19 protein-coding genes and 1 pseudogene are annotated in these 20,259 nt (G+C 63.1%); 10 read left to right on the top strand and 10 right to left on the bottom strand.

Translation table 11 applies throughout. The features are described 5' to 3' along the window. Positions 1-27: 27 nt before the first annotated feature. The gene (locus tag PST29_RS16485) at positions 28-810 is read left to right on the top strand and encodes a hypothetical protein (protein WP_060843729.1); all 783 of its coding nucleotides are present in this window, start codon (positions 28-30) and stop codon (positions 808-810) included. Positions 811-891: 81 nt separating this feature from the next. Here the strand turns inward: PST29_RS16485 and PST29_RS16490 are convergent, their stop codons facing one another. The 3 genes from PST29_RS16490 to PST29_RS16500 form a co-directional block, all read right to left on the bottom strand. Beyond that, the gene (locus tag PST29_RS16490) at positions 892-1,287 is read right to left on the bottom strand and encodes a hypothetical protein (protein WP_060843730.1); all 396 of its coding nucleotides are present in this window, start codon (positions 1,285-1,287) and stop codon (positions 892-894) included. Between the two features lie 62 nt (positions 1,288-1,349). After that, positions 1,350-1,892, bottom strand: coding sequence for a hypothetical protein (locus tag PST29_RS16495; protein ID WP_060839501.1), 543 nt, complete (start codon positions 1,890-1,892; stop codon positions 1,350-1,352). Positions 1,893-2,062: 170 nt separating this feature from the next. Beyond that, positions 2,063-2,650, bottom strand: a complete 588-nt coding sequence (locus PST29_RS16500; protein ID WP_173664411.1) for a TetR/AcrR family transcriptional regulator — start codon at positions 2,648-2,650, stop codon at positions 2,063-2,065. Positions 2,651-2,799: 149 nt separating this feature from the next. On the opposite strand from PST29_RS16500, the gene PST29_RS16505 reads away from it, so the two are divergent. From PST29_RS16505 to PST29_RS16520, 4 genes are all read left to right on the top strand, one after another. Further along, positions 2,800-3,900, top strand: a complete 1,101-nt coding sequence (locus tag PST29_RS16505; protein WP_060843732.1) for an alkene reductase — start codon at positions 2,800-2,802, stop codon at positions 3,898-3,900. Between the two features lie 54 nt (positions 3,901-3,954). Then, on the top strand, positions 3,955-4,740 hold the full coding sequence (locus PST29_RS16510) for an SDR family NAD(P)-dependent oxidoreductase (RefSeq protein ID WP_060843733.1): 786 nt from the start codon (positions 3,955-3,957) through the stop codon (positions 4,738-4,740). 78 nt (positions 4,741-4,818) lie between these two features. Beyond that, positions 4,819-5,688 (top strand): alpha/beta fold hydrolase, encoded by an 870-nt coding sequence (locus PST29_RS16515; protein WP_060843734.1) that lies wholly within the window; start codon positions 4,819-4,821, stop codon positions 5,686-5,688. A 66-nt stretch (positions 5,689-5,754) separates the two neighbouring features. Continuing rightward, the gene (locus PST29_RS16520; protein ID WP_060843735.1) at positions 5,755-6,753 is read left to right on the top strand and encodes an NADP-dependent oxidoreductase; all 999 of its coding nucleotides are present in this window, start codon (positions 5,755-5,757) and stop codon (positions 6,751-6,753) included. Positions 6,754-6,983: 230 nt separating this feature from the next. Here the strand turns inward: PST29_RS16520 and PST29_RS16525 are convergent, their stop codons facing one another. Next, the gene (locus PST29_RS16525) at positions 6,984-7,385 is read right to left on the bottom strand and encodes a hypothetical protein (protein WP_060843736.1); all 402 of its coding nucleotides are present in this window, start codon (positions 7,383-7,385) and stop codon (positions 6,984-6,986) included. Between the two features lie 177 nt (positions 7,386-7,562). On the opposite strand from PST29_RS16525, the gene PST29_RS16530 reads away from it, so the two are divergent. Then, a complete protein-coding gene (locus PST29_RS16530; protein ID WP_060839508.1) occupies positions 7,563-9,782 on the top strand; it encodes an OsmC domain/YcaO domain-containing protein in 2,220 nt (739 codons plus the stop codon). 129 nt (positions 9,783-9,911) lie between these two features. Here the strand turns inward: PST29_RS16530 and PST29_RS16535 are convergent, their stop codons facing one another. After that, on the bottom strand, positions 9,912-10,277 hold the full coding sequence (locus PST29_RS16535; RefSeq protein ID WP_060839509.1) for a DUF7677 family protein: 366 nt from the start codon (positions 10,275-10,277) through the stop codon (positions 9,912-9,914). Positions 10,278-10,353: 76 nt separating this feature from the next. Further along, positions 10,354-11,928, bottom strand: a complete 1,575-nt coding sequence (locus PST29_RS16540) for a sensor domain-containing diguanylate cyclase (protein ID WP_060839510.1) — start codon at positions 11,926-11,928, stop codon at positions 10,354-10,356. A 333-nt stretch (positions 11,929-12,261) separates the two neighbouring features. Between PST29_RS16540 and PST29_RS16545 the strand changes: the two genes are divergently transcribed. From PST29_RS16545 to PST29_RS16555, 3 genes are all read left to right on the top strand, one after another. Continuing rightward, on the top strand, positions 12,262-13,104 hold the full coding sequence (locus PST29_RS16545; RefSeq protein WP_060843737.1) for a suppressor of fused domain protein: 843 nt from the start codon (positions 12,262-12,264) through the stop codon (positions 13,102-13,104). 2 nt (positions 13,105-13,106) lie between these two features. Beyond that, positions 13,107-13,571, top strand: coding sequence for a hypothetical protein (locus PST29_RS16550; RefSeq protein ID WP_232513168.1), 465 nt, complete (start codon positions 13,107-13,109; stop codon positions 13,569-13,571). Between the two features lie 146 nt (positions 13,572-13,717). Continuing rightward, on the top strand, positions 13,718-15,430 hold the full coding sequence (locus tag PST29_RS16555; protein ID WP_060843738.1) for an amidase: 1,713 nt from the start codon (positions 13,718-13,720) through the stop codon (positions 15,428-15,430). A 104-nt stretch (positions 15,431-15,534) separates the two neighbouring features. Here the strand turns inward: PST29_RS16555 and PST29_RS32780 are convergent, their stop codons facing one another. Both PST29_RS32780 and PST29_RS32785 read right to left on the bottom strand, forming a co-directional pair. Continuing rightward, the gene (locus tag PST29_RS32780) at positions 15,535-16,077 is read right to left on the bottom strand and encodes a methyl-accepting chemotaxis protein (RefSeq protein WP_371826212.1); all 543 of its coding nucleotides are present in this window, start codon (positions 16,075-16,077) and stop codon (positions 15,535-15,537) included. Then, positions 16,072-16,848: pseudogene (locus PST29_RS32785) on the bottom strand (PAS domain-containing protein); the annotation flags it as partial. The gene PST29_RS32780 and the pseudogene PST29_RS32785, both read right to left, overlap by 6 nt. 214 nt (positions 16,849-17,062) lie before the next feature. Between PST29_RS32785 and PST29_RS16565 the strand changes: the two are divergent. Next, positions 17,063-17,560 (top strand): hypothetical protein, encoded by a 498-nt coding sequence (locus PST29_RS16565; RefSeq protein ID WP_060839514.1) that lies wholly within the window; start codon positions 17,063-17,065, stop codon positions 17,558-17,560. Between the two features lie 91 nt (positions 17,561-17,651). Here the strand turns inward: PST29_RS16565 and PST29_RS16570 are convergent, their stop codons facing one another. Then, a complete protein-coding gene (locus PST29_RS16570; protein ID WP_060843740.1) occupies positions 17,652-19,778 on the bottom strand; it encodes a TonB-dependent receptor family protein in 2,127 nt (708 codons plus the stop codon). Positions 19,779-19,990: 212 nt separating this feature from the next. After that, positions 19,991-20,236 carry a hypothetical protein gene (locus PST29_RS16575; protein ID WP_060843741.1) on the bottom strand — a complete coding sequence of 82 codons (246 nt, stop codon included), beginning with the start codon at positions 20,234-20,236 and terminating at the stop codon, positions 19,991-19,993. Between the last annotated feature and the right edge of the window lie 23 nt (positions 20,237-20,259).

Here is a 20,259-nt window from a genome sequence, read left to right on the forward strand (position 1 = left end):
CATCAACAGCAAGCAGGTAGCCCTTCGATGGATATCCAATTTCGCGGTAACGCAATGCCTGGCAACCCCGCTGCCGGCACCTGCGATGAGTACAGCCTGAGCGGCATTTCCAGCCTGGACGAGCTGATCGACGCCTACCGCCAGATCGCTGGCAACCACCCGGGCTTCAGGCCCCTGCTCTCGCTGGATGACCTGCCCCAGGCCCGCTACACCTCCGGGCATGCACGCAACAACCTGGGGCTGGACGATGCCTCGGAACAGGACATCGCCCAGTTACCGGCAGAGTGCTTCGAACAGGGCGAATACCTGGGCTATCCCACCACCAAAGCCGAGTTCGCGATCTGCTTGCGCAACTTCACCGATCTGGTGGCAGGCAGCTCGTTCGAAGACGCGTGCGCCCACGGCCTGACCCTTGACCCGCCCGCCCTGCAGGAATGGATGGACTATCAGGACTTCCCTGTGTCACTGCTCGACCAGCCCCTCTCGGCACTCCTGGTTCCGGTCGAACATGCCTGCCAGGCCCTGGCGGCGTTTCCCAACGGCTATTTCAGTTGCGACCTGGGCCCTGCGCAAAACTATGCGGTAGCACGCCATTTCGCTCAGGCCCACGGTTATGAATTGATGGGGGTTGGCGCGTCTTACCTCGGTTTCCTGCGTGCAGTGCCTGCCGACCTGAGCGTAGCCAACGCAGTGGCGAGCGATTTTTGTGCGCTCTACAACACCCCTGAGGAGAACCGGCAAACGATGATTTCAGCAGTCGTCCCAGCGATCCGCGACCGGACACACCTGTGGCTGCGTTACGTGGAATGACGCTCGGAGAAAGGGCACTGCCACAGCAGACAATTGATGGTGGCCGAGACGGGTCATGAATCGACTAGAAAAGCCGATCGGTTAAATCTGCTTCAGCTTTTCGGCAAACAGAGCGATTTGGGGCGGGGTAAGCAACAACGACCCATTGATCTGCCAATCACAATCGTCATCTGACGTTGAGCCTAAGTAGATGCGTAAAAAAACACCCTCCGGAAAAAATGGGTCTTTGCTGGCAGAGAAGGCCAAGTCCTGGCCTTCAGAAAGCCAATCTTGAGTAACGCCCTCTTCAAGTTGCGCTGCCAGCATGAAGAACTCCTCCAGCGGTTGCGGCACATCCCCTGCTGAGTTTTTTTCCGAAGCTATTTCTGCTTGCAGCGCAGTGCCGGTGAGCCGAACCAGAATACAGCCCGGCCGGCCGCTTGGGCATGGCAGGATGGTCAGCGTCAGTCCATCCTTTTGACTTATTTCTGCGGGCATAGACTCTCCGTTGTCGCCTGCATGAGCCCTTCAGGACGCACGCATCGTTGTCTCGTAGCGGGTTAACGGGTTTGCCAGAGGATCAGGTCGATCTTCTTCAACTGAGTGAAATGTGCATGATCTGCAACCAGGCTATCGAACTGTTGAATCCAGCTTCGAGCTTCGCTTGTGCCGAGGAAATCTTGGTACCAGCCCTCGATAGCGAGATAACATTTTTTCAAATCGTCGAGCTTCGTTTTGCTGTTGCCGGTAGGTGCCTTCAAACCGAGATTTTGCAACACATACATGTCCCAAACAGGTTTGTGAGGATCAAGAGTCGCAACCATCTTGCTGGAGAACGATGGTTCAAAACGGCCGGTCGCGGCGTAAAGCGCATCAATCACCGTATCGAAGCCCGGCTTGCTACCCCGCAACTGTTCCATAAGCTGATAGTAGGCCTGGTAGTAGAGCGGCGTCCGCTGACGCATTCTGTAAAAGCCGTTATACGCACGTTGGAAGTCTATATCTGAGGTTACGTTCACCTGGCCGTATCGGTTCATCAGCGCTAGGTACTTTGCAATCCCTGGCTTCGCCTTCTGAATCGCATCCGTCACATCCTTGCTCATTTATACGACACCCTCACGATATGAAGGGCATATTGTAGCGTCTGAATCGCCCCGTTTTTTGCTCAAGATATTGAGACCTCCAAAGAAGGCGAGCCAAATAGGCTTTCATCCATCCACCCTTAACCGAACGCAGGCACCTCGCAAGCGCAGGGCCTTGGCATGTGGCCCCTCTACGCCGACTCACCTTTATCAACCGGCAACGACGCCAACATCTCAGCGCGGCACACCTCAAGAATCTCATCCGCCAGCGCGGAATCATCCGGGCAGGCTCGCGACAACAGGACCGCACCGACCGCACGTGACAGCAGGTCGATCATTTTCTTTCTGCCCTCGCCCGCCAGCGCGTCCGGCCCGGTCGGGTATTTCTCCCCCAGGGTCTGCAGGGTGTGCTCGATCCCTTCGGCAAACGTCGCTTTCAGATCATCCGACTGACGCGCCGCATCGCCTCCCAACGCGGCCATGGTGCATCCATCGCCCCGCCGGTCCCGGTGCGCTCTCGACACATAGACATCAATGAACCCCGGCACATCAAGCGCCGCCGCCGCGGCCAGGGATTTGGACAGGCTGCAGGCCGAGGCTTCGGCCATCAGGTCGGCCTTGGAGCCGAAACGCTTGTAGAAGCCGCCGTGGGTGAAACCGGCCGCCGCCATCAGATCCGACACGCCGACCCCGTCGAAGCCGCGCTCACGGAACAGTTCAGAGGCCGTTTCAACGATGTGCTCTCGATTGGCCTGCGCCTGGGCCTTGCTCACTCTCACGTGCAATACCTCATGTTCATTGGGAAATCATGGTCCCAATCATACATAGATGTCGACCATAATCAAAACCGTTGACAGTTTAGATTTCGATCATCATCCTAATTACACGCACCACCGACCTCCACCACCAGGCACGGAAGAGACACCCGATGACCGATCAGAATCTGTTCACCCCTTACACCCTTGGCACCCTCGCGCTGTCGAACCGCATCGTCCTTGCGCCACTGACACGCAACCGCGCGGGCGAAGGCTTTGTTCCAAGCGAATTCGCGGCCACCTATTACAGCCAACGCGCTAGCGCAGGCTTGCTGATCAGCGAAGCCACGCAGATTTCCCAGCAGGGCCAGGGCTATCAGGACACCCCCGGGATCTACACCCAGGCGCAGATTGATGGCTGGCGCATGGTGACCGACGCGGTGCATGCCAAGGGCGGCAAGATCTTTATGCAACTGTGGCATGTCGGCCGCGTATCCCACGTTGATCTGCAAGAAAACGGCGCCGCCCCCGTGGCTCCTTCCGCGCTGCGCGCGGCCACCAAGGTGTTCGTCAATAACCGCTTTGAGGACGTCTCCGAGCCCCGCGCGCTGGACATCAGCGAACTGCCGGGGATCGTCTCCGATTTCCGCCAGGCCGCGGCAAACGCTGTCGCTGCCGGGTTCGACGGCGTGGAAATACACGGCGCGAACGGCTATTTGCTGGATCAGTTCCTCAAGGACAGCGCCAACTCGCGCACCGACGCTTACGGCGGTTCGATTGAAAATCGCGCCCGTCTGTTGCTTGAGGTGACGGCAGCCGTGATCGACGAAATCGGCGCGGATCGCACCGGGGTACGCCTGTCACCGGTGTCGCCGGCCAACGACGTTTCCAGCCGCGATCCGCAGGCGCAGTTCAATTACCTCGTCGATCAACTTGATGCCCTGGGCGTGGTGTACCTGCATGTGGTCGAAGGGGCGACCGGCGGTCCGCGCGAGGTGGCGCCGTTCGACTTCAGCGCCCTGCGCCAGCGCTTCAAAAACACCTACATCGCCAACAACGGCTATGACCTGGAGTTGGCGACGTCGAGGCTGGCCGAAGACCAGGCCGATCTGATCGCCTTCGGTCGCCCGTTCATTGCCAACCCGGATCTGGTGGAGCGCCTGCAAAGCGGCGCGCCGCTGTCCGCCTTCAATCCCGCCACGCTCTATGGCGGCGGCGCGACGGGCTATATCGACTACCCGACCTTGGCTGAATCGGGCACCAGCGCCAGCTGAGCCCTCCCTGATCGCACAACCTGCCTTTGCCACCCCTGAAAGAGAGATGAATCCATGAGCACTCGCCCTACCGTTCTCATCACCGGCGCCTCCACCGGCATTGGCGCCGTCTACGCCGAGCGCTTCGCGCAGCGCGGCCACGATCTGGTGCTGGTCGCCCGCGATCAGGCACGCCTGGACGCACTGGCCTCCCGACTGCGCAGCGAACACCGGGTCGCCATCGATGTCATCGCGGCGGACCTGACCCAATCCGGCGATCTGACCGCCGTGGAAACCCGCCTGCGCGACGACGCTCGAATCGGCATCCTGGTCAACAACGCCGGCGCCGCCCTGTCCGGCAGCTTCATCGAGCAAAGCACCGACAGCGTTGCGCAACTGGTCGCCCTCAACACCACCGCGCTGGTGCGCCTGGCCAGTGCCATTGCCCCGCGCCTGGCCAAGGCCGGCGACGGCGCGATCATCAACATCGGTTCGGTGGTGGGCCTGGCGCCGGAGTTCGGCATGACGGTGTATGGCGCGACCAAGGCTTTCGTGCTGTTCCTTTCCCAAGGCCTGAGCCTGGAGCTGGCGCCCCGGGGCGTGTACGTGCAGGCCGTGCTGCCGGCGGCGACCCGCACGGAGATCTGGGACCGCTCAGGCGTCGACATCAACACCCTGAGCGACATCATGGAAGTCGGCGATCTGGTGGATGCCGCCCTGGTCGGTTTCGATCGGCGCGAACCGGTGACCATCCCGCCGCTGCAACAGGCCGAACGCTGGGATGACCTGCAGAACGCGCGTCAGGCCCTGCTGGGGCAGATCCGTCAATCCGAGGTTGCCCAGCGTTACCAGGCCCAATAATGATCGTCAGATAGCGAGCATTCGCGGCGGATTCGCGGCAGGCACTGCGACGAATCCGCTCCGCTGTTCGGAGTAGCAATGAATCCCATACAGACAACTCGCCCCCCGGCTGTGCAGACCTCGTTCATCAACGCGGCGAACCAGTCGATCATGGTCAGGGGCATTCCCTTCGCCTACCGCGATACCGGTCCCGCGGGCGGCGTGCCCCTGGTGCTGTTTAACCATTGGGGCGCGGTACTGGACCACTTCGACCCGGCCATCATCGATGGACTGGCCCAGACCCGGCGGGTCATCACCACCGACTATCGCGGCATCGGCGGCTCGGGTGGCAGCGCGCCACTGACGGTCGGCGAAATGGCGCAAGACGCCATCGAGCTGATACAGGCCCTGGGGTTCAAGCGCGTCGATGTACTGGGCTTTTCACTCGGCGGCTTCGTCGCTCAGGACATCGCCCTGAAGGCCCCGCAATCGGTGCGTCGCTTGATTCTCACCGGCACCGGGCCGGCCGGCGGCAGCGGTATCGACCAGGTCGGCTCGGTGACCTGGCCCTTGATGCTCAAAGGCCTGCTGACCTTGCGCGATCCCAAGTTCTACCTGTTCTTTACCTCGACGCCCCAGGGTCGTCGAGCCGCCGCGGAGTATCTTCAACGCCTCAAAGCCCGCAGCAAGCATCGCGACAAGGGCCCGACGCCCGGCGCTTTCCTGCGGCAGCTGCAAGCCATCACCGCGTGGGGCAGACAGGCGCCGCAGTCTCTCGAGCGCTTGCAGGCGCCAACGCTGATCGTCAATGGCGACAACGACATCATGGTGCCCAGCGTCAACTCCCATGCCCTGGCCAAGCGTATCCCCAACGCACAGCTGGTGATGTACGAGGATGCCGGGCACGGCGGCATTTTCCAGTACTACGCTGACTTCGTGGCCAAGGCCCTGGCGTTCCTTGACGACTGAGCCCCCATGAGCACCACGCCACCCAAGCACCGGCCCCCTTTTACAACCGACACGAGCCGCACACCGATGAAGGCATTTTCAATTGATCGCTATGGCAAGAACACCGGGCACATGCGCGAAGTGCCCGCCCCCGAGGTGGGTGCCCACGACGTCTTGATCGAGGTGCACGCCAGCGGCGTCAACGCGCTGGACTCGAAGATCCGCAACGGCGAATTCAAGCTGATCCTGCCCTACGCATTGCCCCTGATACTGGGCAATGACCTGGCGGGCGTCGTGGTTGCGGTCGGCCCGCAGGTGCAAGCCTTCAAGCCGGGAGACGAAGTCTACGCGCGACCGCCGCAGGAGCGGATCGGAACCTTCGCCCAACTGATCGCCGTGCACGAAGACGCGATTGCCCTGAAACCGGCCAATATCGACATGACCCAAGCCGCGTCCATTCCTCTGGTCGCACTCACTGCCTGGCAAGTGCTGGTGGAAACCGCCCAACTGAAAAAGGGCCAGAAAGTGCTGATCCATGCTGGCGCGGGCGGGGTCGGCACCCTTGCCATCCAGCTTGCCAAACACCTCGGCGCCTTCGTCGCCACCACCACCAGCACGGCGAATGTCGAATGGGTCAAAGCCCTGGGCGCCGATCAGGTGATCGACTACAAGCAGCAGGACTTCGAAAGCGTCCTGCATGACTACGACGTGGTGTTGAACAGCCTGGGCAGCGACGTCCTGGAAAAATCCCTCAAGGTCCTCAAGCCCGGCGGCCAGCTGATCTCCATCTCCGGTCCACCCACCGTGCAGTTCGCCCAGGAGCAAGGCTTGTCCTGGCCGTTGCAGCAGGTCATGCGCCTGCTGAGCTGGGGTATCCGGCGCAAGGCACGCAAGCTGGGCATCCGCTACGCCTTTGTGTTCATGCGGGCCGATGGCGCCCAACTGCAACAGATCACCGCGCTGATTGAGGCGGGAGTCATCAAGCCGGTGCTTGATCGCAGCTTCGCCTTTGCAGCCACGGCAGAAGCACTGGAGTACGTCGAGCAGGGCCGGGCCAAGGGCAAGGTCGTGGTCAGGATCAAATGACGACTCCATCGACCGATGACTCAACCGAGCGGGCCGAGCCTGAGCACCTTCCATCGCCTTGCCAGTCATCGCCAGAGCAGAATCCGGCGACGTCAGCGCCGGAGCGGAACAGGCAGGCACGGCAACCGGACGTGGTGCCTGTTGAACCGCGAGCGATCGTTTGGCGCAGCCTGATGCTTGAGCAGTAGGGGGAAACAGGGCGATCCCGCCCTCTTCCCCCGGACATTTGCCTAGTGCGCACCACCCGCTTCTGCAGCACCTAGCTCCCGCAAAATCCTTTCCAGCTCCGGCCGCGTCCATTTCTCCCAGGGCATGACATCCTGCGCGTCACCACGATGCCAATACTCCCCCGCATCGAACGCGAGATAGATGGAAAAGGCCGGCTCAGGCATGTCCGCGCTCAAGGACACATAGATGATGTCGCTGAACAAGGTGTTCATGATTGCATCGCAGTCATGAAAGTCGCGGCGAGCGCTGGTAAAGAGCCGGGCCACGGCAATGGCCACCTGGTTCAAAAGCTCGCACCGTTCGATCTGCAATCCCTCATGGAGAAGATTCAGCTCCTGGCTGGAGCCGTTTTCGATGGTTTCCAACACCCGCTGAAGATCAGCCTCACTCAACACTGTGGTCATTGCCCCGCATACCTTTTATCCGAATGGCCGACCTTGGCACCTGCCAAACGCCCTGTTCATTGACTTGCGGCCACCGATCTAGGCCCATCGGTCCCCCATCGCCAAAAACCGCCCCACTGGCGCGCAAAATCCCGGATAATGCCCGCCATTTTTTGCCTCGTCACGCCGGTGCCCCCCATGGAAATCAAGGTCAACTTTCTCGACAACCTTCGACTTGAAGCCAAGTTCGACGACTTCACGGTGGTGGCCGACCAACCGATCCGCTACAAGGGCGATGGCTCGGCGCCGGGGCCGTTCGACTATTTCCTCGCGTCCTCGGCGCTGTGCGCGGCGTATTTCGTCAAGCTGTACTGCCAGACCCGCAACATCCCCACCGACAATATCCGCCTGTCGCAGAACAACATTGTCGATCCGGAAAACCGCTACAACCAGATCTTCAAGATCCAGGTCGAGCTGCCGGCGGACATCTCCGACAAGGACCGCCAGGGCATCCTGCGCTCCATCGACCGCTGCACGGTGAAGAAGGTGGTGCAGACCGGCCCCGAGTTCATCATCGAGGAAGTGGAAAACCTCGACGCCGACGCCCAGGCGTTGCTGATGCCGCCATCGAGCGCGACCCAGAGCACCTACATCGCCGGCAAGGACCTGCCCCTGGAGCAGACCATCGCCAACATGTCCGGGATCCTCGCGGGCCTGGGGATGAAGATCGAAATCGCCTCGTGGCGCAACATCGTGCCCAACGTCTGGTCGCTGCATATCCGCGATGCGCAGTCGCCGATGTGCTTCACCAACGGCAAGGGCGCGACCAAGGAAAGCGCCCTGGCCTCGGCCCTGGGCGAGTTCATCGAGCGCCTGAACTGCAACTTCTTCTACAACGACCAGTTCTGGGGCGAGGACATCGCCAACGCCGAGTTCGTGCACTACCCGGACGAGCGCTGGTTCCAGCCGGGGCGCAAGGACGAGTTGCCCAAGGAGATCCTCGACGCGCACTGCCTGGCCATCTACAACCCCGATGGCGAGCTGCGCGGCTCCCATCTGTACGACACCAACTCGGGCAATATCGAGCGCGGCATCTGCTGCCTGCCCTACGTGCGCCAGTCCGATGGCGAGGTGGTGTACTTCCCTTCCAACCTGATCGAGAACCTGTTCCTCAGTAACGGCATGAGCGCCGGCAACACCCTGGCCGAAGCCCAGGTGCAGTGCCTGTCGGAGATTTTCGAGCGCGCAGTCAAGCGGCAGATTCTCGAAGGCGAGCTGGCCCTGCCGGACGTACCGCAGGAGGTGCTGGCCAAGTACCCGAGCATTCTGGCCGGCATCCAGGGCCTGGAAGAACAGGGCTTTCCGGTGCTGGTCAAGGATGCCTCCCTGGGCGGGCAGTTCCCGGTGATGTGCGTGACCCTGATGAACCCGCGCACCGGCGGGGTGTTCGCCTCCTTCGGCGCCCACCCGAGCTTCGAGGTGGCGCTGGAGCGCAGCCTCACCGAACTACTCCAGGGCCGCAGCTTCGAAGGCTTGAACGACCTGCCGCAGCCGACCTTTGAAAGCCAGGCGCTGATGGAGCCGAACAACTTCGTCGAACACTTCATCGACTCCAGCGGCGTGGTGTCGTGGCGCTTCTTCAGCGCCAAGGCGGACTTCGAGTTCGTCGAGTGGGACTTCACCAGCCAGGGCGGCTTCAGCGAAAGGGAACAAGCCAGCGCCGAAGAGGCCGCGACCCTGTTCGGCATCCTCGAAAGCCTGGGCAAGGAAGTCTACATGGCGGTGTACCAGCACCTGGGCGCCACGGCCTGCCGCATCCTGGTGCCGGACTACTCGGAAATCTACCCGGTGGACGACCTGATCTGGGACAACACCAACAAGGCGCTGTTCTTCCGTGAAGACATCCTCAACCTGCACAGCCTGGACGAAGACGGTCTGCGCTCACTGCTGGAGCGCCTGGAAGAAAGCGAGCTGGACGACTACACCGACATCACCACCCTGATCGGCATCGAGTTCGACGACAACACCGCCTGGGGCCAGTTGACCATTCTGGAACTCAAGCTGCTGCTCCACGTGGCCCTGGGGCAATTCGACCCGGCCAAGGAGCTGGTGGAGATGTTCCTGCAGTACAACGACAACACCGTCGAGCGCGGGCTGTTCTATCAGGCGCTGAACGCGGTGCTGGAGGTGGAACTGGACGACGAACTGGAGCTGGGCGACTACGAGGCCAACCTGCGACGCATGTTCGGCAACGAGCGGATGGACGCGGTGATCGGCTCGGTGGACGGTAGCGTGCGCTTCTACGGCCTGACCCCGACCAACCTGCAGCTCGAAGGCCTGGACCGCCACCTGCGCTTGATCGACAGCTACAAGAAGCTGCACGCGGCACGGGCCAAGTGGACCGCAGCCAAGCGCTGACACCCCGCCCTCCCCGGCACCTGTAGGAGCGAGCTTGCTCGCGAAGCCCTCAAGAACGCCGCGTTCTCCAGTGAACGCGGCGTTTTCATTGGCGACCATCGCGAGCAAGCTCGCTCCTACAGTGACTCGTCAGGCCTTGGGCGCTCCGGGCGGCCAGGGCTTGCGGTCCTCTCTTTCCGGCGGGCCATACAACTCCTGCTCCCACTCCTCGAATGCCGGCACCGCGGTGTAATCCGCATCGCAATACTGGCGGATGTACTGCGCCGCGCGGTACTCGGCGTACTTGGCATTCACCGGCACGCCCTCCTCGTCCAGCTCCAGCACATTGGCAAAGATCGCGTAGACCATCTCCAGCATGCTCGGCTCTTCGCCAAGGCAACTGCGATAGTCGACGCCCTCCAGCAGCGGGTAACCGAGGGTGCCGTTGGCGACCCAGAAACTGAACGTGCGCAGGGCCCCGGAAAATTCCGGACTGAGCTTCTTCGGGTAAAGCATGCTGATCGTCTCTGATTGATGTCGGGCGGGGGCGGATTCTCAATGAGCGGCCGCTTTGCAGGCAAGGCACTCGCCGTTAGCTGACGGCCAATGAGCGCTGTTCGGCAACCACGCGATTACGCCCGCCCTGCTTGGCCAGGTACAGCAACTGGTCGGCTTTTTCCAGGGCGGCGGTGATCGAGCCCTCTCCGGGCTGCCACAAACTGACGCCCAGGGACACCGTGATGTGACCCACGGTGTCGATGTCCGCGGCGGCGATCGAGGCCCGCAGACGCTCCGCCACCTCGGTGGCCGTGCGCAGCGAACTGTTGGGCAGGAGCAGGACGAACTCCTCGCCACCGGCCCGGCACGGCAAGTCGTCGGCGCGGGAGTTTTGCTTCATCAAGCCGGCAATCGCCCTCAGGGTTTCATCCCCCACGCCATGGCCGAAGGTGTCGTTCACCCGTTTGAAGTGATCGATGTCCATGGAAACGATGGCGAACGGCTGGCGGACCTGCTGCCAGTGCGCCAGGGCGTCCTGCATCGCGCGCCGGTTGGCCAGCCCGGTCAGCGCGTCACTTTGCGCCTGCTGGTTGAGCCGGCCGATTTTTTCCTGGAGCAGGCTGGTGCCCAACAGCAGCGCCCGGCGGATCTGCCAGCTTTCAAAATACTGCGCCGGGATTGCGCTGATGCGCGCATAGCTGTCCGGGCTGTCCAGGCGCTTGGCACTGTCGGCCAGCCGGGACAGCGGCGCCGAAATCCGCGCCCCCAGCCACCAGATCAACACCACCCCGAACAACCCCAGCGGCAGTATGCCCTTGGCCACTTTGGACATGGTTCCCTGCAGCAGGGTCTGGATATTGCCCAGGGGCTGCTGGGAGATCACCCCCCAACCGCTGCTGGGCACCCGGGCGAACCCCGCAAGCATCTCCACGCCCTGGGCATCCAGCGCCTGCAACGCCCCACCGCCCTGGCTCAAGGCCGCATCGACGATCGGGTCCCGGGCGACGATCTCGCCAATGCGCTCGGGGTACGGGTGATAGAGCACTCGCCGGTTGCCGTCGACCAGGTACACATGGGCGCCATCCTGGCGCACCTGGCGGTCCATCAGGTCTTGCAGGGCGTTCTTGTGTTCCAGGCGAATGCTGCCACCGACCAGTCCCAGGTACTGGCCTTGACTGTCGAACACCGGCTGGGAAACGAAGACCAGCAGGTTGCCGGCGATGGACTTGAAGGCCTTGCTGATGATCGGCTGACGCTGCTCCAGGGGCGCCGGGTCTTGCAGGGAACGGCCGTTGAGATGCAGGTGTTCGGGCGCCGAAGCGATGATGGTGCCGGCGGCATTGGTGACCAGCACCGAGTTGAAGCTGTTGTCCTGCCCGAGCAAGCGCCGGGCTTCGCCCTCCAGTTGCCGGGCATCGCCGAACGACCCGCCCAGCAGGCCGGCCGCGTATTCCAGGCGCTTCTGATCGGAGCTGAGCACCTGCTCCACACCGGAGGCGATCCGCGTGGCGTAGGCCTGATTGACTTGCAAGGCGCTGTCAATCAGTTCCTGTTTCTGAATCTTGAACATGACCCAGAAGCTGTTGGCCAGGGTGGCCAGTGCCGCAAACAGCACAAAGACCAGAATCAGGACACGCAGATTGAGCTTGGGCTTGGGCCGGGTAGGCATTGAACGACATCCGGGTGAGCGAGCAGACAAAAAATTCGATGTGGCGGCCACCGCCTGCCAACACAAGATCATTTGCGTCCATGCACCCTCGACACACCAATCATCATGCGTCGGACATCGTCAAAACGCCTGCATCGCTTGGCTATAAGAACGCCTGGCGTTAGAGCCGCGCAGTCTACCGAGGTTGATCCGATTGGCAACTAGGAAAATAGTCTTGCCTCGCGCCGCGCGCAGTCCGCGGTTTTCACGCCCGCTGCAACCCGTCACAATGCCTCGCCCCAAGCCAGGACTCCCCCAGCCTGGCGCCCGTATCACTGATCGCAAGGACCGCCCATGAGCTTCTTCAGCCAGTTGTTCGACCGCCTCAAAAAACCGGCCCCGTCGGCCATTGGCGCCACGCATGCCGCCGACACGGCGAGCCCGGCGCTCGACTCGGTCGAGCCCACGGCGGATGCCGAAGCCGCCAACCTGGCCTTGCTCGAAGCCGGCGCCGCCTGCCTTGAGCGTCACTGGCAAGCCGTCGGCACCTGCGAGGCAGACGTTCTCGGCTTCGCCATCAGCCCCAGCTTCATGGGCGGCCCCCACTGGCCCTCCACTCGCCAGGCCTACCGTATCGTGCGCCGCAACGAGCGCATCATCCTCGCCACCGAGGGCCTGTCCGACCCGTTCGATGGTGTGCAAGGCGACGACCTGGGCAACGGTTTCGAGATGGAGCTGTTCATCGAAACCCCGGACATCCCGGCCCACGCCCAGGGCGCGGCGGGCGACGTTTCGCCCTTTGCCGACAGCTGGACCTTCGAACTGCTGCGCTGCGTGGCCGGCACCGTGGCCGATGCCGGCGGCTATGGCTCGCGCCTGGAGCGCTACGGCGTGCTGTCCCTGGAACTGCCCGGGGTCAGCCAGTCCCGGGCCATGAGCGAGCAACTGCCGGCGCACTTCGTCAGCACCGACGACTGCGCCGGGGTGCTGATCGGCGGCCCGGCCCCGGACTTCCCGACCCGCCTGGACGACATGCCCCTGTCGCCGGTGACCCTGGTGCCGGTGGTGCTGATCACCGCCTCGGAGCTGGACTACGTGCGCAACGGCGGTGCCCAGGCCCGGGAAGACCTGGCCGCGCGGCTGAACGCGGCTGGCCTGGGCCATGTCAGCCACCTGCAGCGCGCCAGCGTGATCTGAACGTGGGAGCCCTGAAGCCGATGCACGCCGCCGATGACTACTTCGCCTTTCACCTGTTCGCCGCGCGCTTCCCGAACCAGGCCGAGGCCGAACTGTTCACCTTCGAACAGTGGGAAGCCGAGCCTGCCGCGGATGCCAGCGCCGCCGAGTTCAGCGCCTGGGAAGCCCGCAATCCCAGCTGGCGCCTCAAACAGGAGCTGGGCTATTACATGGACGCCGATTTCGTCGAACTGATCGACCATGAAGATGGCCCGCCCTACCTGGAATCACTGATCCGCAGCGACGCCGAACAACAGCAACTGCGCACGCGTATCGACCCCGGCTACAGCCACTACATCCTCATCGCCAGTGATTCGATCCATGGCGATCGGCAATCGGATGCCCCCGGCCCCAACCAGCGCAAACCGGCAAACACGGCAACGCTTGTTTACCTGGGCGAGTTCAACGATTCCTCTGCACCGCGCTAAATGCTAAAAAGGCCCCCTGCTTTCCAGGCCACCCCTGTCGTGCCAAGCCGTATCACGAGAACCACCATGCACAGCCAATACCCGAAGACCCGCGCCCCGTTGCGCCCTCTTGACCTCCTCACCCACCAGCCAGCGGCGGTAGCAGCATGATCGAAGTCACCGAAGTGTCCATTGCCGACCTGCGCGCCGCCCTGGAATCGGGCCGGACCACCGCCGTGGAACTGGTCCAGGCCTATCTGGCGCGGATCGATGCCTACGATGGCCCGCAGACCGCCACCGCGCTGAACGCCGTGGTGGTGCGCAACCCCGAGGCCCTGAAGGAGGCCAAAGCGTCCGATGAGCGTCGCGCCAAGGGCCAGACCCTGGGCCCGTTGGACGGCATTCCCTATACCGCCAAGGACAGTTACCTGGTCAAGGGCCTGACCGCCGCCTCGGGCAGCCCGGCCTTTGCCGAGCTGGTGGCCTACCGCGACGCCTTCACCATCGAGCGCCTGCGGGCTGCCGGGGCCATCTGCCTGGGCAAGACCAACATGCCGCCCATGGCCAACGGCGGCATGCAGCGCGGCGTCTATGGCCGCGCAGAAAGCCCCTATAACGCCAACTACCTGACCGCGCCCTTCGCCTCCGGCTCGTCCAACGGCGCCGGCACCGCCACCGCCGCCAGCTTCGCCGCCTTCGGCCTGGCCGAGGAAACCTGGTCCAGCGGGCGTGGCCCGGCCTCCAACAATGGCCTGTGCGCCTACACACCATCGCGTGGAGTGATCTCGGTGCGCGGCAACTGGCCGCTGACCCCGACCATGGACGTGGTGGTGCCCTTCGCCCGGACCATGGCCGACCTGCTGCAAGTGCTGGACGTGGTCGTGGCCGAAGACCCGGACACCCGCGGCGACCTGTGGCGCCTGCAGCCCTGGGTGCCGATCCCCAGCGTGACCTCGGTGCGCCCGGCGTCCTACCCGCAACTGGCGGCCGACGCCTCGGCGCTCAAGGGCAAGCGCTTTGGCGTACCGCGCATGTACATCAACGCCGACCCCGAAGCCGGCACCAGCGACAAACCCGGCATCGGCGGCCCCACCGGCCAGCGCATCCACACCCGGCCCTCGGTGATCGACCTTTGGCAACAGGCGCGCCAAGCCCTGGAAGCCGCTGGCGCCGAAGTGCTGGAAGTGGACTTCCCCCTGGTGTCCAACTGCGAAGGCGACCGCCCCGGCGCACCAACCGTGTACAACCGCGGCCTGGTGAGCAAGGAATTTCTCCATGACGAGTTGTGGGAACTCTCGGGCTGGGCCTTCGACGACTTCCTGCGGGCCAACGACGATCCCAAGCTCAACCGCCTGGCGGATGTCGACGGGCCGCAGATCTTCCCCCACGACCCCGGCACCCTGCCCAACCGTGAAGACGACCTGGCCGCCGGCATGGACCAGTACGTGACCATGGCCAAGCGCGGACTCAAGAGCTGGGACCAGATCGCCTCCCTGGCCGACGGCCTGCGCGGCCTGGAACAGACCCGGCGCATCGACCTGGAAGAATGGATGGACCGCCTGGGGCTGGACGCGGTGCTGTTCCCCACCGTCGCCGACGTTGGCCCGGCGGATGCCGACATCAATCCCGAGTCGGCGGACATTGCCTGGAGCAACGGCGTGTGGGTGGCCAACGGCAACCTCGCCATCCGCCACCTGGGCGTGCCCACGGTGACCGTGCCGATGGGGGTGATGGCGGACATCGGCATGCCGGTCGGCCTGACCTTCGCCGGCCGCGCCTATGACGATTCGAGCCTGCTGCGCCTGGCGTCGGCCTTCGAATCCACCGGCAGCAAGAGGCTGATTCCGCCACGGACGCCGGCCTTGTCACTCGCTCGCTAAGCGCAAAGGCCCGAGGCGCCCATAAGGCGCCCCGGGCCTTTACTAGCCTGACAGCGCGCCACAGCGATGCACCGTCAGGGGCGCGCGACGGTATGTTGCGCAGGCTATTTCAACTGATTGGCGAAACGCCCCACGGCCCCCACAACCTGGCGCGCGCCCTCCTGGATTTCGAGAATCACCGAGCCGGCCTCGTTGGCAAGTGCCAGGCCTTCTTCAGCCTGCCCGCGACTGTTGGCCATGCCGCTTACGGCTGCATCTGCCAGACTCTGGTTCTGCTGTACAACGCTGACGATTTCTTCGGTAGCGGCACTGGTGCGCCCCGCCAACTGCCTCACTTCATCGGCGACCACGGCAAACCCCCGGCCCTGCTCACCGGCCCGCGCCGCCTCGATTGCTGCGTTGAGCGCGAGCAAGTTGGTCTGTTGGGCGATGCCACCAATGGTCTGGACAATCGAGCTGATCAGCAGTGATTGCTTGCCCAACGCTTCAATCCCGGCGGATGCCGCCTGCATTTCATCCGAGATCATGCGCATCGTTTGCACGGTGTTCTGCACCACGTCGGCGCCTCGGCGGGCGCTGATGTCGGTTTGTTGGGAGATCTCGAACGCGATGGTCGCCGCCTCGTTCACCTGCTGCTCGCGAGCCACTTGCTCGGTAATGACCGTGGCGAACTTGACCACCTTGTAAAGGACGCCCTGTGCGTTGTGCACCGGGTTGTAGGTCGCTTCCAGCCAAACGACTCGACCATGGGCATCGACACGCTTGAAACGGTCAGCCACGAATTCACCGCGATTGAGGGTCGCCCAGAACTCCTTGTAATGACTGGACGCGGCATCGGCTGGGTCACAGAACATGCTGTGGTGCTTGCCTTTGATTTGCCCAAGTTCATAACCCATTGAGCGCAGAAACTGCTCGTTTGCTTGCAGGATATGGCCTTGAAGATCGAACTCGATCACCGCAGTGGAGCGCAGCAGCGCTTGAATGAACGCCGAATTCTCCGCCGAAGTGTCAACGGTCTCGGTGATGTTCGAACCAAAGGCATGAATACTTTCCAATTGCCCCTGTTGATTGACAATCGGCTGCCAGAGGCCACGAAACCACGACAGTCCACCATCGGGACGCTGAAAACGGTAAGTATCGATAACCGCGTCGTGGTTGTTCACGCTGTCGAGCAAACGACGATAGCAATCCATCTGCCGCACATACTGCGGAATGAAATTGTCGATCGGTTTGTTCAGTACTTGGTTGGCGCCACACCCCAACATGTTCAGAAAGCCTTCATTTGCATCTATAACGTTGTAGTTGGCGTCAAGGACCGCACGCACAAGGCAAGTCTCAATCCCCTTGAGCAACTGTCGAGCCACTGAAAGCTCCGACTGAAGGGACTGCAACTGCATTTTCAAACGAGTATTGAACATGGGCGCATCCTGCTAAAGGAGAGACTCTTTGCTATCGGCAACCGTTGGGGGTTTGTTTTCAGCTTTTTTTGTGCTGCAAAAACACTATAGAAGCATTGTTTGCAGCGCTCCATTTTCTCCCCTGATATAAAGCCATGCACCCAGCCTAGTGGTTACAATCCCCGCGCCACGCCACTCCCTTCCCTCATGCACCGCCCGAGCCGGACCACTCACCATGACCACACACCGCATTACCCTCGCCAACGGCTGGATTGCCGAATTTGCCGAACAAGGTGAATTCCGCATGGGCGCCATCAGCTGGAACCTGCACCTGCGCGGCCCCGAGCAACAGGCCATCCGCTATTTCGAAACCCAGATCGTGCTGGTCAACGACGAGGATGGCGAGCAGGCACGAAATCACATCAGCCTGTCCGAGGACGGGGTCTACGGCTACCTGGGCAACGGCATGAGTCACGGCTGGGTGATCGACTTTTCCCGCGGCATGATCGCGCCCCACCGGGTCACGATCAGCCACTATCACCACGCCTATGACGAGTACATTTCGCTGCTGGAGCAACCGGCGTACAAGCGCACGCGGGAGTACATCAGTGTCATCGGCCGCACCGTCTACCTGACCTTTCCCTTCACCCGGGACGAGGATTTCCCCAAGGTCTGGGACGAGTACCTGGCGATCCGCCGACGGCAGCTGGACGAGCTGTATTTTCGCAACTGAGCCTGGACCTGGCCGGTCAATGATGGGCCTGACCCAGGCGCCCGCAGCCGCGGGCACTTTTTTTTAAGGCGCGGCCTGCCGCGCTAGCGGGTCAACGCAAGCTCCAGGACACCCCCAGGTACACCCCCAGCCCTTCCCCCGGCGTCGAGCGCGCCAGATCCTGCCCCTTGTCGTCGTAGCCTGGAGTGACGGTGGCGGCGTAGCGCTTGTCGGTGAGGTTGCGCAGATCGATCCAGGTCTGCCAGTCGTTCTTCGGCGCGTTGTAGCCCAGGGTGGCGCCGAACAGTGCGTAAGGGTCGGCGTAATAGCTGTTGGCGTAGTCCACCGCCACCTTCGACACCAGCTGGGTGTTGACCGCGGCAAAGAAGCCCAGGGGCCAGTCGTAACGCAGCTCGCCCTGGTAGTAGTGCATGGGCAGGCCCGGCAGGCGGTTGTCGCCAAAGCGCGCGTCGTCGCGGTAGTGGAAATCGCTGAAGGTGTAGGCCTGGCGCAGGCTCAGGCGGCCCACACCCGGGCGCGACCACAGCTCGCTGTGCAGGCTGGCTTCCACGCCCTGGTGCACCGTGGGGCTGGCGTTGAGTTCGTAGGGCGTGGTGGCGCTGGGATCGGGCAGTACCGAGAGCAGTTCGTGGCGCACCTGGGCGTAGTACCAGGCCAGGCTCCACTGACCCAGGCCGCTGTCGCCACGGCCGCCCAGCTCCAGGGTGGTGGCGGTCTGGTTGCGCAGCGTGATCGGATCACGCTGGGCGCCGCTGGCCACTCCGCTACCGGCTGGAAAACGCAGGTTCGAGCTGTAGATCAGCGACCAGGGGTGCGGTGCTTCCACCGAACGGCTGAGGTTGCCGAACAGCTGTACATCCGGCGTCAGCTGATAGCGCAGGCCCAGGCGCGGCGCGTAGTCCCAGTCGCCAAGGCTGGTCTTGCCGCCGCCCTCGGGGTAGGTCACCGCGCTTTCGCGACGGGTGTAGATGGCCGCCAGCCCGGTGGTCAGCCACAGGTCGTCGGCGATTTCCAGGTCATTGCCAACATGCAGGACAGTGTCCGAGCCCTGGTAGGTGAAGTTACGAATCCGCGTGCCCGGGGCATAGCCGGCGGTGTTACCGCCAGGAATCCGCACGAACTCACTGGCACCGTCATTGGGCAGGTGCTTGGTCACCCGCAGGCCCAGGGTGCTGCGGCTTTCCCGGCCCCAGAGGCTGTCGCGGCGCTTGTAGTCCAAGGTGCCGCTGACGTCGCTGTAGGCCACCTTCAGGCGGTTGGGGCCTTCGCGCAGATCCATCGGGTAGTCGTGGTAGACCAGGCCGGTCTGGAGGCTCGAGTCATCGTCGATGTAGTAGGTGGTCTTGTTGCCGACAAAGGTGCTGCCCGGCTGCTTGCGCCGGTCGTCGCGGCTGACATAGGCCGGGTTGGCCGCCCGCGGGTCGTGCTCGATGGAGCGCTTGCTGACCCGCCCGGCCAGATCGTTGTCGGTCTCGCGGTAGCGCAGGTAGAAACGGGTTTCCAGGTTCGGGTTGAAGCGGTAGCCGAAGTTGCCGATCACCCCGCGGCTCTGGCTGCGGGTGTGGTCCTGGTAACCGTCGGCGTTGGCATCGGTCAGCGAGACGTAATAGTCGAAATCCCCCAGCACTTGCCCGGAGCTGACCTGACGCTGCTGGTAACCGTGACTGCCGGTGGCGTAGCGCACCTGCAACAGCGGCGCGTCGTAGCCGGTATGGCTGACGTAATCGATGGCCCCGCCCAGGGCCAGGGCGCCACGGTCAAAGCCGTTGGCGCCGCGCAGCACCTGCACATGGTCGACCCACAACGGCTCCAGCAACTCATAGGGCGTACCGCCGGGGCCGGTCAGCGGCAGGCCGTCGAGCATCGTGTACAGCCCCGAGGCATGGGCGCCCGGCGCGCGGTTGATGCCCGAGCCGCGGATCGAGATCTTCACCCCTTCGTTGCCCGCCGATTGGGCATACACCCCGGGCTGATAGGCCAGCACATCCTGATTGCTGGCCACCCGGCCCTGCAGCGGCTGGCGCATGTCCACCACATTGCTCCCACCCGGCACCTCGGCCAGCCGTGCCGCGGCCTCTTCCACGCCCTGCCCCTCGTCAACCGGCGCCTGCCCCAGCACCTGCGCCGGCGCCAGCTCCACAGCGCGGGTTTCGGCAAGCGCCGGGCAGGCAAGGGCCAGGCCCAGCAGGACCGTGGGCAAGGATTTTGGGGAAGGCATCAAGAAAACTCCGACCGGCAGAAAGGGACAATGCAAGTTGCGACGCAGGAAAGAACCCACAGAGCACAGGACAATGTGGCCCATGTCATTCAGGCGGCGGGAAATCGCTGTTCAAACAGAAAAAACGCCGCTGCCCGACCAGGGGCAGCGGCGCTTTGCAACGCTGACAGGGCGGCCCCCCACCGGGGCTGGGCCCGCCGTCAGCAGGCCGATCAGACCGCCGACTTCTTGTACACCGCTATGGTCCCCGCCTTGCCCACGAACACCAGCCCATAGTGTTCAAGATTGGCTCGCACATGCTTGCCAAAGCGATGGCGGGTGGTGCGCTGCAATGGCTCCCACAGCGCTTCCCCAATGATCTGGCGAATCTTGCCTTGGTAGCCAGCGGGCAACTTGGCCACATTCTGTTTGAGGGCGATGGCGGCCTGGTCCCAGGCCGACGTTTGCATAGGGTTCATCTTCAACTCTCCTTGATGGTCAA

Source organism: Pseudomonas sp. St29, from assembly GCF_001547915.1.
Lineage (GTDB): Bacteria > Pseudomonadota > Gammaproteobacteria > Pseudomonadales > Pseudomonadaceae > Aquipseudomonas.

Excerpts from the sequence above, each read along its gene's own strand:
- PST29_RS16540 (WP_060839510.1), bottom strand. The coding sequence starts at position 11,928 with ATGCCTACCCGGCCCAAGCCCAAGCTCAATCTGCGTGTCCTGATTCTG.
- PST29_RS16545 (WP_060843737.1), top strand. The coding sequence starts at position 12,262 with ATGAGCTTCTTCAGCCAGTTGTTCGACCGCCTCAAAAAACCGGCCCCG.
- PST29_RS16535 (WP_060839509.1), bottom strand. The coding sequence starts at position 10,277 with ATGCTTTACCCGAAGAAGCTCAGTCCGGAATTTTCCGGGGCCCTGCGC.
- PST29_RS16520 (WP_060843735.1), top strand. The coding sequence starts at position 5,755 with ATGAAGGCATTTTCAATTGATCGCTATGGCAAGAACACCGGGCACATG.
- PST29_RS16510 (WP_060843733.1), top strand. The coding sequence starts at position 3,955 with ATGAGCACTCGCCCTACCGTTCTCATCACCGGCGCCTCCACCGGCATT.
- PST29_RS16555 (WP_060843738.1), top strand. The coding sequence starts at position 13,718 with ATGATCGAAGTCACCGAAGTGTCCATTGCCGACCTGCGCGCCGCCCTG.
- PST29_RS16565 (WP_060839514.1), top strand. The coding sequence starts at position 17,063 with ATGACCACACACCGCATTACCCTCGCCAACGGCTGGATTGCCGAATTT.
- PST29_RS16505 (WP_060843732.1), top strand. The coding sequence starts at position 2,800 with ATGACCGATCAGAATCTGTTCACCCCTTACACCCTTGGCACCCTCGCG.
- PST29_RS16495 (WP_060839501.1), bottom strand. The coding sequence starts at position 1,892 with ATGAGCAAGGATGTGACGGATGCGATTCAGAAGGCGAAGCCAGGGATT.
- PST29_RS16490 (WP_060843730.1), bottom strand. The coding sequence starts at position 1,287 with ATGCCCGCAGAAATAAGTCAAAAGGATGGACTGACGCTGACCATCCTG.
- PST29_RS16525 (WP_060843736.1), bottom strand. The coding sequence starts at position 7,385 with ATGACCACAGTGTTGAGTGAGGCTGATCTTCAGCGGGTGTTGGAAACC.
- PST29_RS16570 (WP_060843740.1), bottom strand. The coding sequence starts at position 19,778 with ATGCCTTCCCCAAAATCCTTGCCCACGGTCCTGCTGGGCCTGGCCCTT.
- PST29_RS16485 (WP_060843729.1), top strand. The coding sequence starts at position 28 with ATGGATATCCAATTTCGCGGTAACGCAATGCCTGGCAACCCCGCTGCC.
- PST29_RS16575 (WP_060843741.1), bottom strand. The coding sequence starts at position 20,236 with ATGAACCCTATGCAAACGTCGGCCTGGGACCAGGCCGCCATCGCCCTC.
- PST29_RS16530 (WP_060839508.1), top strand. The coding sequence starts at position 7,563 with ATGGAAATCAAGGTCAACTTTCTCGACAACCTTCGACTTGAAGCCAAG.
- PST29_RS16515 (WP_060843734.1), top strand. The coding sequence starts at position 4,819 with ATGAATCCCATACAGACAACTCGCCCCCCGGCTGTGCAGACCTCGTTC.